Origin of the sequence: Halomonas sp. SS10-MC5 (assembly GCF_015992245.1) — a bacterium.
GTDB lineage: Bacteria > Pseudomonadota > Gammaproteobacteria > Pseudomonadales > Halomonadaceae > Halomonas > Halomonas sulfidoxydans.
On record NZ_CP065435.1, the window covers coordinates 1827857 to 1842460 of the forward strand.

Genomic DNA, 14604 nt, shown 5'->3' on the forward strand with positions numbered 1-14604 from the left:
AGGGTGAGCGTTCGCCACCCCCGTCGCAACTCGACCTTGGTCGCGTGTGGAACGTCGCGCACGGAAAAAGCTGCCAGGGCGTACCCTGACAGCCTTGTAAGGTGAAACTACCGTAGGGAGTGGTTTCAACCGTTCCTCGAAGCTTCCTGCTTCATGGCTCGATCCGTGAGGTGGAACGGAAGAGGGCGCTTAGCGACCCTGGTTCTTGCCTCCCTTGCGGCCGGCTTCCGAGGCCTTCTGCGGGTCGTTGGCAAAGTTGCCGCCGCTGTGCTGGCCGCCCTTCTGGCCGGCCTCCGAGGCCTTCTGCGGGTCGTTGGCAAAATTGCCACCGCTGTGCTGGCCGCCTTTCTGGCCGGCTTCTGAGGCGCGCTGCGGGTCGTTGGCGAAGTTGCCACCGCTTTCGTGTCCGCCTTTCTGGCCGGCTTCTGAGGCGCGCTGCGGGTCGTTGGCGAAGTTGCCACTGCTCTGCTGGCCGCCCTTGTGGCCGGCTTCGGCAGCGCGCTGCGGATCATTGGCGAAATTTCCACCGCTTTCATGGCCGCCTTTCTGGCCGGCCTCTGACGCCTTCTGCGGATCGTTGGCAAAGTTGCCACCGCTGTGCTGGCCGCCCTTTTGGCCAGCTTGAGAAGCTTTCTGCGGATCGTTGGCAAAGTTGCCCGGATTCTGGTTGCGCTGTGCCATGTCAGATCTCCTTCCTAGTTTGCCTGTCGAGTCACAAGCGAGATCGTACGTCCATTTACCGGCTTTCCGGCACTGCTGGCGTCTGCCATCACGCATAAACGTAGGAATCGGCAACCGGCTTATCAACCTGTCTCGGGTTTCCTAATGAAAAGAAAAGTTGGCATTCCAAACGAAAGTTTGCCCACAACGGCAAGAACGCCGATTCGCCGCGATATTGATGACGCATACGGGGAGTCGGCTCGGTGAAACCCGTTGGATGAACTAGGGTATCGGGAGGAATCCATTCGCTAGGCCAAAGGATGCGCCATGTCGACTTTCATCGCACTCAGCGGTTTTCTTCTGCTGGGTCTGGTGTGCTACGACGCCGTCCAGACGACGCTTTCCGCAGCCAGGTCGGGGCCCATCACACGGCTTCTCGGTCGGTTCGCCTGGTATACGGCCCTGTGGTTCTACCGGCGCTTCTCCCGGCATGGGCTGCTTCGGGCCGTTGGTCCCTGGGTCACCGTCAGCCTGATGCTGGTATGGGTCGGTCTGATCTGGCTGGGGTGGTGGCTGGTCTTCAACAGTCATCCCACGGCTGTGTTTCATCCAGACTCCGGCACCTACGCCAACCCCGTGGAGCGACTCTATTACGTCGGCTATACCATCACTACGCTGGGGTACGGTGACTTCGTGGCCGGTGGTGCCAAGTGGCAACTGCTGTCCGTGGTCGCGGCAGCGAACGGCTTTTTTCTGCTGACGCTTGCCGTAACGTATATCCTCTCGGTCATGTCTGCAGTGGTTCAGAAGCGCCAACTGGCGCTCTCGATCCACTCCCTGGGCGCTACGCCGGCGGACATCGTGGGCCAATGGGGCGAGGAGGGCGATTTCAGCGTGCTGGCCAGTCAGACCGACGCGTTGAAATCGACGATCATCAGCGTCGGGCAGCAGCACCTCGCCTACCCCATCCTGCATTACTACCACCAGGGTCACGCCGAGCGAGCCCTGCCGGTCGCGCTGTTCCGGCTCTACCAGGCCCTTGTCATCGTCTGTCACGGCAGCACGTCGCTTGCCCCCTCGGTGCGCCTCCAACTGCAAGCGACCCTCCATGCACTGGAGGACTTCCTGTCGGTGTTGAGCCAGGACTTCGTGCGACCCGCTCGGCACGTGCCCGAGATCGATGCCGCCTGGCTGCCCGCCGCAGCCGGCCTCGACAGATCGCCCGAGGCGCTCTGTCGCTATCTGGAAACGCTGGAGATTCAGCGCCTATGGCTGGCCTATGTCCACAAGGACGGGTGGGACTGGCGAACGCTGTGGGTGAATGAGTTGACCTAAGTCAACAAGATGAGCATCGCTTTCATGAAAAGGTATCAAGGCCTCTGGTGCGACCGGCGGCTGTGCGGCTTCATTGGCTTGCGGAAACGACGCTGGACCATCCGCATCGACCACCCACAGCCGAAATGGCCAGATCATGAAAACGTACGCAAACAAGGAAGCCCGGTTCGCCGGTCTCAAGCGGTTGCCGGCGCTCAATCTGCAGAACAAGATACTATTGCTCGTCCTGGTACCACTTATCATATCCTCCTCCAGCCTGCTGGTGCTCGAGGGACTGGAGCGCATCGAGACCAATCGCACCCAGCTCGAGCGGCAGCGCGAGCTGATGATCGAGTCTCGCCGCATGGGAGTCGAGAGGATCGTCGAGATGGCCCGGACCCTGGTCCGCAACATGGCGGCCGGTGGCGGCGACCCGGCCGTGGCGCAACACGAGGCCAAGGCCCTGCTGCGCGACCTGCGCTTCGATGATGACAACTACCTCTTCGTGTTTGATGACCAGGGCACCATGCTGGTGCAGCCGGCGATACCCGAACAGGAGGGGCGCAATCTGCTCGATCTCGAGGATGCCAACGGCAAGCCGCTCATCCGCGACATGATCGAGATCGCCCGCCAGGGCGGCGGGGGTTATGCATATGAGTGGCTCAACCCCGCCACCGGCCGGGAGGAGTCGAAGTATTCCCATGCCGCGGCGATCCCCGAGTGGAACTGGATCATTGGCGCCGGCGTGTACGCCAACGAGGTGGACGCCGCCATGCTCGGCATCGAGGCGGCAGCCCGTGAGCAGTTGTTCGAAACCTTGGTGCGACTCTGGCTCGTTGCCTCGGCCATCAACCTGGCCATTACCTTTCTGGCCATCTGGGTCACCCGCCGCACGGTGCGCCAGATCCGCCGTACCGCCAGCGACATGCACGAGATTGCCCAAGCGGTGGCCCAGGGGCACGGCGACCTGACCCGGCGCCTGACCGTGACCAGCCGCGACGAGATCGGCGAGCTGGCAAGTCAGTTCAACGGCTTCCTGTCGCGCATACAGGCTACCCTGCGCGACGTCCGCGGAAGCGCCAATCGGGTCTATGACGCGGCGCAGACCATCGCCCGCGACAGCGAGGAACTCGCTTCGCGTACCGACCAGGCCGCAGCCAACCTGCAGCAGACGTCGTCGGCCATGGAGCAGATCACCTCCACGGTGCAGAACAACGCCGACCATGCCCAGCAGGCCGATGGCCTGGTCCGCGGCAGCGCCGAGGTGGCGCGCCGGGGCAGGGAGTCGATGGCGCGGGTGGAGTCGACCATGGGCGACATCAGCGACGCTGCGACGAAGATCGGGGAGATCGTCTCGCTGATCGACGGTATCGCCTTCCAGACCAACATCCTGGCGCTGAATGCCTCGGTCGAGGCGGCCAGGGCCGGCGAGCACGGCCGCGGCTTTGCCGTGGTGGCACAGGAGGTGCGCTCCCTGGCACAGCGCTCGGCCGATGCCGCGCGCGAGATCAAGGCGCTGATCGACGACTCGGTGAACCGCACCCAGCACGGGGCCGGAATCGTGCACCAGGCGGGCGAGACCATGCAGGAAATCTTTGCCAGTATCAGCCGGATCAGCGAGGTGATTGCCGAGATCAGCGCCGGTTCGCGCGAGCAGAGCGCGGGCATCCATGAGGTCAACACGGCGGTCAACCAGATGGATGCCATGACCCAGCAGAACGCGGTGATGGTGGAGCACAGCAGCGAGACGGCCGCGGCGATGCGGACCCAGGCGGAGCGCCTGTCCCGCCTGATCAACGCCTTCGTGCTTGGCGACGAGGGGAAAGTGCCGCAGGACTCGGGTAACGGCGATGCGCCGCTACCGGCGTCCGTACCCAGGGCGCTTGTGCGGCGAGAGGCACGCGCGGCCGAAACCGAATGGGAGGCCTGGTAGCGTCCGTTCGAAGCTTGCCCCGAGAGGGTCGAAGCGCGACGATAGAGCGACATTCCGCTGGCGGAGAGCGAGCTTTGGCTGAGGCAACTGCGTCTGGGCAGGCGATCCCGGTAGGCATCAGTGCCTGCCTGATGGGCGAGCAGGTGCGCTATAACGGCGGGCACAAGCGTTCTCGCTACTGCCTGGAAGTGCTCCAGGAGTGCTTCGCCTTCGAGCCGTTCTGCCCCGAACTCGAGGCCGGCCTCGGCGTGCCGCGGGAGCCGATTCGCCTGGTCGGCGCGCCCGGCGAGCCGCCGAGGGTAGTGGGCACCGACGACCCCTCCCGCGACGTCACCGAGCGATTGCGCGAGGTCGGCGAGGCGTTCGTCGCCCGACACCGGCACCTGCGTGGCTTCATCCTGATGAAGGGTTCGCCGAGCTGCGGGCTCGAGCGGGTCAAGGTCTATCACGAGAACGGCATGCCCAGCCACGCCGACTCCGGCCTGTTCGTGCGCGTGCTGCGCGAAGGCTTCCCCGAGCTGCCGCTGGAGGAGGAGGCGCGCATGAACGATGCCGTGCTGCGCGAGAACTTCATCACCCGGGTGTTCGCCTTCGACGACTGGAAGCGCCACGTCGAAGCGGCGAGCGAGTACCACGCCCTGATCCAGTTCCACAGCCGCCAGAAATACCTGCTGATGGCACACCACGTGGAAGCCTACCGCGAGCTGGGCCGCTACCTGGGTAGCGAGGGGCATGCCCTGCCACTGGAGGAGGTCAAGCGCTCTTACCTGCAACGCTTCATGGCGGCACTGTCGCGACCGGCCACGCGCAAGACCCACACCAACGCGCTGATGCACGTGCTCGGCTATCTGAAGCAGGCGGTGGACAGCGAGGTCAAGCAGGACCTGCTGCAGGCGGTGGAGGAGTATCGCCTGGGCCACGTGCATCTCGCCGTGCCGGTGCGCCTGCTCAACCACTACGTGAAGCGCCACGGCTCGGCGTACATCCGCCAGCAGACCTATCTCGATCCCCACCCCTACGAGCTGGGCTTGCGCAACGCCATCTGAACAGGGCCAATCGCCCTCCTTCTCATGCCTCAGCCCGGTGGCGCCCGAACTGCAGCTCCGCCAGGTGGCGATAGAGCGGGCTCTGCTCGAGCAGTTCGGCGTGGCGGCCGGCGGCGACGAGTCGTCCTTCGTCGAACACCAGCAGGCGGTCGGCGGCGGTCACCGTGGCCAGCCGGTGGGCGATCACCAGGCTGGTGCGTCCGGCCATCAGCCTGTCCAGCGCCTGCTGGACCAGGCGTTCGCTCTCGGCGTCCAGTGCACTGGTCGCTTCGTCGAGCAGCAGCACGCGGGGATCCTTGAGCAGCGCGCGGGCGATTGCCAGGCGCTGGCGCTGGCCGCCGGAGAGCTGCACGCCGCCCGGGCCGAGCTGAGTATCGAAGCCGTGGGGCAGGGCCTCGACGAAGCCCAGGGCGTTGGCATCGCGGGCGGCGGCGCGAAGCTCGTCAAGACTGGCGTCGGGCTTGCCGTAGCGCAGGTTGTCGGCCACCGAGCCGGTGAACAGCACCGGCTCCTGGGCGACCAGGCCCATGGCGGCGCGCAGTTCGAGTGGGTCCAGCGCGCGCAGGTCGACCCCGTCGAGGGTCACGCGGCCCCGGTCGGGGTCGTGGAAGCGCAGCAGTAGCCCGAGCAGCGTACTCTTGCCGGCCCCGGAAGGCCCCACCAGGGCGATACGCTCGCCGGGTCGAATCCACAAGTCGAGCGAATCGAGCGCCGGTAGCGTGCGGCCCGGGTAGGCAAAGCTCACCTTCTCCAGGCGGATCTCGCCGCGCAGCGGCTGGGGCAGGGGCGTCGGCTGCGCCGGTGGGCGGATGCCCGGCTCGGCGTCGAGCAGTTCGAGCAGCCGTTCGGCGGCGCCGGCGGCCCGCTGCACGTCGCCGGCAACCTCGGCCAGGGTGGCCACCGCCCCGGCGGCCAGCACGGCATAGAAGACGAAGGCGGAAAGCTCGCCCGCGCTCATCTCGCCGGCCAGCACCGCCTGGCCGCCTTGCCACAGCATCAGGCCCACCGCGGCGAATACCGCCAGCATGGCCGCTCCGGTCAGCCAGGCGCGCTGGCGGGTGCGCACCACGGCGGTGGCGAAGGCCTGCTCGACGCGCTCGCCGTAGGCGTGGCGGTCGATGTCTTCGTGAGTAAAGGCCTGCACGGTGCGGATGCCGTCGAGGGTTTCGCTGGCGTAGCGGCCAAGCTCGGCCACCCGGTCCTGGCTGTAGCGCGAGAGACGGCGCACGCGGCGACCGAACCACAGGATCGGCAGCACCGTGGCAGGGATGCCGATCAGCACCAGCGCCGAGAGCCAGGGCTGGGTGACCAGCATCAGCGCCACCGCGCCCAGCAGCATCACCAGGTTGCGCAGTGCCAGCGAGATCGACGAGCCGAACAGGGTTTGCAGCACGCTGGTGTCGGTGGTCAGCCGCGAGGCGATCTCGGCCGGGCCGCGGTCGCGATGGGCCGCGCTCTCGAAGAAGGCCGGCTCGAGGTCGAGCAGGTGGTCGTAGACCTGTCGGCGCAGGTCGGCGGCCAGCCGCTCGCCGATCCAGCTCACCTGGTAGTAGCGCAGTGCGGAGGCCCCGGCCAGTACGCTGACCACGCCGAGCATGGCGGCCAGTGTCTGGTTGAGGCGGGTGCTGTCCTCGGCGAGGAAGCCCTGGTCGATTACCAGGCGCAGCCCCTGGCCGAGCATCAGCACGCTGGCGGAGGCCAGCAACAGCGCCAGGGCGGCGATGGCCAGCCGGGCGCGATAGGGCCCCAACAGCGCCATCAGGCGCAGCAGGAGGCGGGGGTCGGGGCGAGAAGTCATGGCGGGGGCGTCGCTCTTGGCAGGCATGCAGACACGATACCAGCGGCCCGGGATCGCCAAAAGCGACGAGGCGCCCAGCGGCGTCTCGTCGCAAGGGGAGACCGGCGTACCTTGCCGTGACGCTCAGGCCAGCAGCCGGCTCCAACTGCCATACTCGCCGCGGATCGCTCCCCGCCGCAGGCTCAGTGCGATCACCGCCGCGCCGCAGGCCAGGCTGTTGACGGTGGATGGCAGGTCGGCGCCATGCAAGAAGGGCACGAAGAACAGCAGGATCCCCAGCGGGATCAGCAGCCAGCGCACGGGGCGGGCCGATTCGGCCATGGCGACCACGCCTACGGTGATGATCAGCGCACCGACCAGGTGATCCCAGTTGGCCAGGGTGCCTTCGGCGCCGAAGGTCAGCCGCGTGAACATCAGCCAGGCGCCGATCAGGATACACAGAGCCAGGTTCCAGGGCAGGTTCACGCCGGTGGAGAGGGCGTCGCCGAGAATGGCGACGGGCTTGCGCTGGAAGTTCTCGTCCACCGATTCGTTGGGCCCTTCGTCGGTGTCGCCGGTGAAGAAGATCTTGAGCACCGGAGCCCCGGCCTTGTGGCGCCGCTTGAGGAACTCGCCGGTGGCGACGAATTCGTTGAAGGCGTAGGCGATCTGCAGCAGCATGGCGCCGGCCTGGATCAGGCACAGGGTGCACCAGGTGCCGATCAGGATCGGCTGGATGATGATGAAGGTCACCGAGACCACGCCCAGCGGCACGATGAGTACGCCGAACGAGGCGACGATCCAGGGCATGGTGCGCCAGCGGTTGGCCGCACCGATGAAGCCGAGCAGGATTTCCAGCATGTAGACGATGCCGCCCAGGCCGGCATCGGGTACCGGCCACGCCTCGGAGGCCTCGGAGGTGATGATGTCCTCGGTGCCGTTGAGCCCACTGCGGGTGCCGTCGAAGAAGGGGTCCCATACGGCATCAATGTGGCCGAGCTGGTAGGCGGCGAGGTAGCGCGAGACGAAGAAGCCGACGAAGGCCAGCACGATGATCGGCATGCGCTGGAACCAGCTCGAGGGGTTGTTGTTCCAGCCGGGCGGCGTGGTGGGGCCGGTCATCGCCGCGGCGGGCGATATTCCCGGCGCCGGTCGCACCAGGGCGGAAAAGCCGATGGCCAGGGTGCCGACCAGGGTGCCGTTGAGATAAGCCGCGGCACTCTCGCTCCAGAACACCAGCGGCGCGAACAGCACCCACAGGCCGATGGCGGCGGCTGCCCAGCGCGCCCAGCTCAGCTTCAACGACAGCGAGAGCGCGCCGAACAGCGCCAGCAGCAGCCCCGCGGCCATGTCGCTCACGGCCATGCCGCCGCCGTAGCCTAGCGTGGCGGGGGAGACCACCAGCCAGGCGCCCAGGGCGATGTTGAAGAAGTGCGCCCACAGGAAGCGATAGTGCTCGCGCCGGGCATGGGTCTGATACTCCTCGAGTACCCGCTCGGGATTGGCGCCCTTCTCCTCGGCCTCCTCGACCCAGTCGGGCGGGGTGATGCCGTTGGCCTGGTACCAGCCGTGGGGATCGGCGAGCAGGTGGTCGACCATGGCCTCGAGAGTGTCGTAGAGCTGATGGCGAGGTTCCCAGCCGAGTTGCTCCCGGGCGCGGCGAATGTCCAGCTCGTAGTGGTCGTCGGCCATGTCGATCATGAACGGCCGGATGAAGGGCTTTTCGCCCTTGTCGAAGTCGTCCGGCACCAGCGGCTCGCTCTTCTCCTCCAGCAGCGCGCCGGTCTTGGCCAGCGGCTTCGGCATCACCACGGTCTTCCACTTCTTCTTGCCGTGGATGAGCTCGCCGAGCCGGTTCTGCAGCGCCTCGTAGCTGACGGCGTGCTCCTCGCCGATGAGGATCTCGTTGCGCTCGGGCAGTTCGCGGCGGCGGTCGATGGTGCGGCGGAAGGCATCGATCATGTCTTCCTTGTGCACGCAGGCCTGGCCGGCATTGGTATTGCCCGAATAGAAGTGGCTCTTGAAGGTGTGCTCGTAGATGCGCGCGATCTGGTGTGACAGCGTGGGCACGCTGGTCTTCTCGTCGTACATGCCGGCGAGCCGCAGCAGGGTGTAGGGCATGCGGGCATGTCGGCGAATCACTTCCTCGGTGCGCGCCTTGGACTGCGGGTAGGGCCAGGTGGGGCCGATTGGGGTCTCTTCGTTGACACGGTGACCCGGTACCTGCGGTTCGTGAACCAGCATGGTGCTGGAGTAGACGAAGCGCTCGACGTTCATGCCTTCGAGCGCCTCCAGCAGGTTCCTGGTGCCCTGTTCGTTGACCTTCTCGTAGAGCGGCGACGCCTCGCCGGTGAAGTCGAAGTAGGCGGCCAGATGCACCACCGCGGCGATGTCGCGGCCGTGTCGCTCGGCGATCTTGTCCATCGCCTCGCGGATGGATTCGAGCTCGGTCAGGTCGAATTCGTAGCTTTCGTCTGCCTCTTCCGCTTCGTTACGGTCCAGGGCGATGATCCGATAGTCGTTCTTGAGGCTTTGGGTCAGGGCCGTTCCCACGCCCCCCGAAGCCCCCGTGATCACCACCAGCGGTTTCTCCTGGGTTGCCACTTCCTTGTCCTGCATGGCCAGGGTTCCCTCCTCGCTGCTGCGTTGAAGTGCCTTCGCGCTGCTGCACACTCAAGCTAGTCGGCTTTGCACTCGAACGGCAAACTCGACCTGTTTCTTGGCACAGGCTGCATTGGCTATGCTGCTGAGGTATTGGCGCTCATGCCAAACCGTTCGGAAAGGAAAGGGAGCTTCTCGTTCATGAAGAGTGTCGTTGCCATTCGCCACGTGGCTTTCGAGGATCTGGGTATCTTCGAGCCGATCCTGGAGGAATTCGGCTATCGGGTTCGCTACCTCGATCCGGGGCTGCTGGGGCCGGATGCCCTCGAGGCGCTGGACGTCGACAGCCCCGAGCTGATGGTGGTGCTCGGCGCTCCCCTCGGGGCCAACGACGATGCGCTCTATCCCTTCCTCACTGCGGAGCTGGACGCCATCCGTCATCGCCTCGACTCGGGGCGCCCGCTGCTTGGCATCTGCCTCGGGGCGCAGCTGATCGCCCGGGCGCTGGGCGGCAGAGTATTTCCCATGGCGCAGAAAGAGATCGGCTTCGCCGATGTCTCGCTGACCCGCGACGGTCAGGAAGGGCCGCTGCGCCACCTCGGCAACCCGGACGTGGTGCTGCACTGGCACGGCGACATGTTCGAGACGCCGCCCGGCGCCACCCGCCTGGCGTACAGCCACGCCTGCTCTCACCAAGCCTTCGCCGTGGGCGAGCAGGTGCTTGGCCTGCAGTTCCACCTCGAGGTGGACCCCGCCAGGATCGAGCCGTGGCTGATCGGTCACGCCGCCGAGCTGGCAGCGGCGCAGATCGATCCGGTAGCGCTGCGCGAGCAGGCCGAGCGCTACGGTCCCGGGCTCAAGCAGCGCGGGCAGCAGGTGCTGCGCGAGTGGCTGGCGACGACGGAAGCGGCCCACGGCATCGAGTAGCGACCGCGCCGGTGACAGGGAGCGCCGGGGTCAGCCCTGGCGTTTCTTCAGCTGCTCCTTCAACTGCTTGGGTAGCTGCTTGATGATCAGGCGGTCCTGGCTTTCGTCGTACTCGATGCTGGAGCCGAGCAGGTGTGAGTCGAAGCTGATCGACATGCCGCCGGCGCGCCCGGTGAAGCGGCGAAACTGCCGCAGGGTGCGCTTGTCGGGTGGGATCTCGGGGGAGAGGCCATAGTCGGCGTTGCGGATGTGGTCGTAGAAGGCCTTGGGCTGCTGCTCGTCGAGTAGCTCGGAGAGTTCCTCCAGGGTGATCGGCTCGCCGCGGCCGGCCTGCTCGTTGGCGTAGTCGATCAGCGCCTCGGTCTTCTCCCGGCTTTGCTCCTCGGGCATGTCCTCCCGCTCCACGTAGTCGCTGAAGGCCTTGAGCAGCGTGCGTGTCTCGCCGGTGGCGTCGATGCCCTCGGTGGCGCCGAGCACGCCGGCCAGGTCCTCGGAGAGCTTCTTGCCGCCGCGGTCGTGAATCCACGAAAGGTAATGGCGGGATGCGGCACCCTCGCGCCACTGGGTCAGGTTGATGCGCAGGCCCAGGCTCATGCGCGCCAGGTTGAGCTGGGTGGCGGGTACGACCTGCAGCGAGTCGCCGACGCCGAACCCCTCGCGCTGGTGCAGCAGCGCCAGGGCGAGATAGTGCGTCTCGCCCTGATGGTAATCGACGCACAGCAGGTGGCCCGAGACCGAGAGGTGGGCGTCGACCACGGGCAGCAGCCGCTCGGCGGCCCCGCGGGTGAAGGCAGCGAAATCGTGCTTGCCGTCGAGATAATCGGCCAGGGCGGGGGCGAGCCCGGCGGCCGACTCGGCCTGGTCGTCGCTTGCGGTCACGAAGTGTCCCCAGGCCTTGGTCTTGGCGTGGTAGGCGTCGTGAAAGCGGGCGAGCAGCTCCTCCAGCAGTGCCGAAGGTGCCAGCTCCGCGGTGGCGGGGCTCAGGCGGGCGGGCTGGTCGCTTCCGGCCTTGTCGACGGCGTGGACGATGCAGTGCTGTATCGGCATGACCTGGGAATCCTGCGAAGCGAAGGGAGGCTGCGAGAGGGCACGAAGGGTGGTGCCGGCAAGCTGAAGAGCGAATCATACCGGGCTCATGGGCCAGTTCAACCCGCGCCGGTTGGCTTCAGACCCGGGCGACGATCGAGGAAGGGGCTTCGCCCGCCACCACCACGCAGTTGCGCCCGCGGGCCTTGCCCGCGTAGAGCGCGTCATCGGCGCGTTGCAGTGCTTGCTCGAGCCGCGCCTCACCGGGTTCGACCTGGCTGATGCCCACCGTCACGGAGAGATGCTGGTCCTCATCGAGCATGGGCAGGCGCAGCGAGGTCACCTTGTGGCGCAGGCGCTCGGCGATGAAGCTGGCGGTTTCGAGATCGGCCTGGGGCAGGGCGATGACGAACTCCTCGCCGCCGTAGCGGCCGATGATGTCCGTCTCGCGCAGCATCGAGGCGCAGCACGAGGCGACGGTGGTCAGGACCAGGTCGCCGACGGCATGGCCGTGATGGTCGTTGAGCGTCTTGAACAGGTCGATATCGACCATGCAGATCGTCAGCGGCGTACCGTCGCGTTGTGCCCGGCGGAATTCGCGTTCGGCCAGCTCGAAGAAATGTCGGCGGTTGGCAATGCCGGTCAGTGGATCGGTGCTGGCCATGTGGCGCAGCTGGGCCTCGAGCAGCTGACGCTCCTCGATCTCCTTCTGCAGCTTGCGGTTGATCTCGCGCTCCGCCACCAGCAGGGCGAACTGCTTGCGCTGCAGCCGATTGAGGCGGCTGTAGGTCAGCCAGCCCATCAGGTTGGCGAAGGCGAGAATTAGAAGGCTGCTGATCAACATGCCGGGCGCGAGCGGCTTCCACAGCGCCACCACCAGCACGAACCCACCCGCCAGGTAGCCGTTCCAGGCCAGTATCCATGGCAGGCGGTTGGGCACCAGCAGATAGATGGCCAGGCTCGATATCGCCACGCTCGAGATGTGCAGGCCCACGCTGCCTGGGTGCAGCAGGATCGATACCAGCAAACCGCTGATCGCAATGCAATAGACCAGATTGAGCGGCCGGGGGCGATGGGCCTGCGCCGAATGGCGGCCGATCAGGCGTGCCAGCGCCAGGCAGCTGGAGGCCACCACGAAGCGGACCAACAGCAGGGCCAGCAGGGCGAGACTGGCACCGAGCAGGATATAGTCCGCTGCACCGAACAGCAGGAAGGTGCCGGCAATGATCCATAGCGCGTAACGTAGCTGCTGTGCGTCCTGCAGCTGCATGGTGCGTCGATACAGGGCTTCCAGCGCCGAGTCCTGGAACTCGTCGCGCCAGTCGAGCGAAGCCCCCTCCCCAGCCTCGTTCTTGCCAGCAGTCATGTAGTGTTCCCTTGAAAGGAGACGCCCGGCTACGTGACGTCCTCCTGCGAAGCCTTGTGGTTATCTTGGCCCGTGATGCTCAGCGATTTGTATTACTTTTTGTTACGTGAAGACAGCTATTGAAGAATGGTCAATAACTTCGCCATGTGCCAGCCGCGACTATGCCCAAACGCCGCGGCGGGAAAAAATCGAACGCGGGGTCAGGGCTTGAGGCGATAGCCGGTACGGAAGATCCAGTTGACCACGGCCAGGGCCACGCCGAGGAACAGCGTGATGATGGCCAGGCTGGCCCAGATGCTGACGTCGCCCGAGCCGTAGAAGCTCCAGCGGAACCCGCTGACCAGGTAAACCACCGGGTTGAGCAGCGTCACGGCCTGCCAGAAGGACGGCAGCATGTCGATGGAGTAGAAGGTGCCGCCGAGGAAGGTCAGCGGTGTGACGATCAGCAGCGGCACCAGCTGGAGCTTCTCGAAGCCGTCGGCCCAGATGCCGATGATGAAGCCGAGCAGGCTGAAGGTCAGCGCGGTGAGGATCAGGAACAGCAGCATCACCAGCGGATACTGGATCGTGAAGGGTACGAACAGGCGCGCCGTGCCGAGCACGATCAAGCCCAGGATCACCGACTTCGTGGCTGCCGCGCCGACATAGCCGAGCACGACCTCGAAGTAGGAGATCGGCGCCGAGAGGATCTCGTAGATGGTGCCCGAGAAGCGTGGGAAGAAGATGCCGAACGAGGCGGTCGAGACGCTCTGGGTCAGCAGCATCAGCATGATCAGCCCGGGCACGATGAAGGCGCCGTAGCTCACGCCGTCCACCTCGCTGATGCGCGAGCCGATGGCGGCGCCGAACACCACGAAGTAGAGCGAGGTGGATACCACCGGCGAAACGATGCTCTGCAGCACGGTGCGCAGGCTGCGGGCCATCTCGGCCAGGTAGATGGTCTTCACCGATTGCAGGTTCATGCGCTCTCCCGTACCAGGTTGACGAAGATCTCCTCGAGCGAGCTCTGCCGTGTATGCAGGTCCTTGACGCGCACGCCGGTGGCCTCGAGGTCGGCCAGCAGCCCGGCGATGCCGGTGCCTTCGTCCTGGCGGGTGGCGTCGTAGGTGTAGACCAGCGCATGGCCCTCGTCGGCCAGCACGAGATCGTGGCCGGCGAGGGCGGCGGGCACGGCTTCCAGCGGCACGGCGAGGTGCAGCGTCAGCTCCTTGCGCCCCAGCTGGCGCATCAGCGTCGCCTTCTCTTCCACCAGCACCAGCTCGCCGCGGCGGATCACGCCGATGCGGTCGGCCATCTCCTCGGCTTCCTCGATGTAGTGGGTGGTGAGGATGATGGTCACGCCCTGGTCGCGCAGCCCGCGCACCACTTCCCACATCTCGCGGCGCAGCTCCACGTCGACGCCGGCGGTGGGCTCGTCGAGGAACAGCACCAGCGGCCGGTGCGACAGCGCCTTGGCGATCAGCACCCGGCGCTTCATGCCGCCGGAGAGTTCCAGCAGGCGGTTGTCGCGCTTGTCCCACAGGGTTAGGGCGCGCAGCACGTTCTCGATGTGGCCCGGGTCCTTGGGCTTGCCGAACAGCCCGCGGCTGAAGCTGACCGTATCCCACACCGTGGTGAAGGCCTCGTTGGTCAGCTCCTGGGGCACCAGGCCGATGCGCTCGCGCGCCTCGCGATACTGCATCACGTTATCGAAGCCGTCGACCTTGACGCTGCCGCTGCTGGCATTGACCAGCCCGCAGATCACGCTGATCAGGGTGGTCTTGCCGGCGCCGTTGGGGCCGAGCAGAGCGAAGATCTCGCCACGGCGGATGGTCAGGTCGACTTCCTTCAAGGCCTGGAAACCGTCGCGGTAGGTTTTCGAGAGCTTTTCGACCCGGATCATCGGCGTCCCGGCGTCGGCGTTGCCGCCGGCGGAACTGCCCTGTTCCGGCAGCGTGGTCGGGTTGGCTGAAAG

The 14604-nt window shown here is 66.1% G+C and carries 11 protein-coding genes; 4 read left to right on the forward strand and 7 right to left on the reverse strand.

The window, feature by feature from the left end; all coding sequences use genetic code 11:
- Nucleotides 1-189 precede the first annotated feature (189 nt).
- On the reverse strand, nucleotides 190-681 hold the full coding sequence (locus I4484_RS08620) for a general stress protein (protein WP_197450544.1): 492 nt from the start codon (nucleotides 679-681) through the stop codon (nucleotides 190-192).
- 306 nt (nucleotides 682-987) lie between these two features.
- On the opposite strand from I4484_RS08620, the gene I4484_RS08625 reads away from it, so the two are divergent.
- The 3 genes from I4484_RS08625 (at nucleotide 988) to I4484_RS08635 (ending at nucleotide 4953) form a co-directional block, all read left to right on the forward strand.
- Complete coding sequence (locus I4484_RS08625; protein WP_197450545.1) at nucleotides 988-1995, forward strand: potassium channel family protein; 1008 nt, start codon at nucleotides 988-990, stop codon at nucleotides 1993-1995.
- Between the two features lie 136 nt (nucleotides 1996-2131).
- Nucleotides 2132-3907, forward strand: a complete 1776-nt coding sequence (locus tag I4484_RS08630) for a methyl-accepting chemotaxis protein (RefSeq protein WP_234283511.1) — start codon at nucleotides 2132-2134, stop codon at nucleotides 3905-3907.
- A 74-nt stretch (nucleotides 3908-3981) separates the two neighbouring features.
- Entirely contained in the window at nucleotides 3982-4953 is a 972-nt protein-coding gene (locus tag I4484_RS08635) for a DUF523 and DUF1722 domain-containing protein (RefSeq protein WP_197450546.1), read from the forward strand.
- A 22-nt stretch (nucleotides 4954-4975) separates the two neighbouring features.
- On the opposite strand, the gene I4484_RS08640 is transcribed toward I4484_RS08635, so the two are convergent.
- A complete protein-coding gene (locus I4484_RS08640; protein WP_197450975.1) occupies nucleotides 4976-6751 on the reverse strand; it encodes an ABC transporter transmembrane domain-containing protein in 1776 nt (591 codons plus the stop codon).
- A gap of 123 nt (nucleotides 6752-6874) precedes the next feature.
- A complete protein-coding gene (locus I4484_RS08645; protein WP_197450547.1) occupies nucleotides 6875-9349 on the reverse strand; it encodes a vitamin K epoxide reductase family protein in 2475 nt (824 codons plus the stop codon).
- Nucleotides 9350-9532: 183 nt separating this feature from the next.
- On the opposite strand from I4484_RS08645, the gene I4484_RS08650 reads away from it, so the two are divergent.
- Nucleotides 9533-10258, forward strand: a complete 726-nt coding sequence (locus I4484_RS08650; protein WP_197450548.1) for a glutamine amidotransferase — start codon at nucleotides 9533-9535, stop codon at nucleotides 10256-10258.
- 30 nt (nucleotides 10259-10288) lie between these two features.
- Here the strand turns inward: I4484_RS08650 and yejK are convergent, their stop codons facing one another.
- From yejK to I4484_RS08670, 4 genes are all read right to left on the reverse strand, one after another.
- Nucleotides 10289-11305 (reverse strand): nucleoid-associated protein YejK, encoded by a 1017-nt coding sequence (yejK, locus tag I4484_RS08655; protein ID WP_197450549.1) that lies wholly within the window; start codon nucleotides 11303-11305, stop codon nucleotides 10289-10291.
- A gap of 118 nt (nucleotides 11306-11423) precedes the next feature.
- Nucleotides 11424-12650 carry a GGDEF domain-containing protein gene (locus tag I4484_RS08660; RefSeq protein WP_197450550.1) on the reverse strand — a complete coding sequence of 409 codons (1227 nt, stop codon included), beginning with the start codon at nucleotides 12648-12650 and terminating at the stop codon, nucleotides 11424-11426.
- Between the two features lie 200 nt (nucleotides 12651-12850).
- Nucleotides 12851-13612: an ABC transporter permease gene (locus I4484_RS08665; protein ID WP_197450551.1), complete on the reverse strand. Its 762-nt coding sequence runs from the start codon at nucleotides 13610-13612 to the stop codon at nucleotides 12851-12853.
- Nucleotides 13609-14532 (reverse strand): ABC transporter ATP-binding protein, encoded by a 924-nt coding sequence (locus tag I4484_RS08670; protein ID WP_197450976.1) that lies wholly within the window; start codon nucleotides 14530-14532, stop codon nucleotides 13609-13611. The genes I4484_RS08665 and I4484_RS08670 overlap by 4 nt, the downstream gene beginning before the upstream one ends.
- Nucleotides 14533-14604: the final 72 nt, after the last annotated feature.

Bases quoted from the DNA above. Each gene is read 5' to 3' on its own strand.
- I4484_RS08660 (WP_197450550.1), bottom strand. From the start codon at position 12,650: ATGACTGCTGGCAAGAACGAGGCTGGGGAGGGGGCTTCGCTCGACTGG.
- I4484_RS08665 (WP_197450551.1), bottom strand. From the start codon at position 13,612: ATGAACCTGCAATCGGTGAAGACCATCTACCTGGCCGAGATGGCCCGC.
- I4484_RS08650 (WP_197450548.1), top strand. From the start codon at position 9,533: ATGAAGAGTGTCGTTGCCATTCGCCACGTGGCTTTCGAGGATCTGGGT.
- I4484_RS08625 (WP_197450545.1), top strand. From the start codon at position 988: ATGTCGACTTTCATCGCACTCAGCGGTTTTCTTCTGCTGGGTCTGGTG.
- I4484_RS08640 (WP_197450975.1), bottom strand. From the start codon at position 6,751: ATGACTTCTCGCCCCGACCCCCGCCTCCTGCTGCGCCTGATGGCGCTG.
- yejK (WP_197450549.1), bottom strand. From the start codon at position 11,305: ATGCCGATACAGCACTGCATCGTCCACGCCGTCGACAAGGCCGGAAGC.
- I4484_RS08645 (WP_197450547.1), bottom strand. From the start codon at position 9,349: ATGCAGGACAAGGAAGTGGCAACCCAGGAGAAACCGCTGGTGGTGATC.
- I4484_RS08620 (WP_197450544.1), bottom strand. From the start codon at position 681: ATGGCACAGCGCAACCAGAATCCGGGCAACTTTGCCAACGATCCGCAG.
- I4484_RS08630 (WP_234283511.1), top strand. From the start codon at position 2,132: ATGAAAACGTACGCAAACAAGGAAGCCCGGTTCGCCGGTCTCAAGCGG.
- I4484_RS08670 (WP_197450976.1), bottom strand. From the start codon at position 14,532: ATGATCCGGGTCGAAAAGCTCTCGAAAACCTACCGCGACGGTTTCCAG.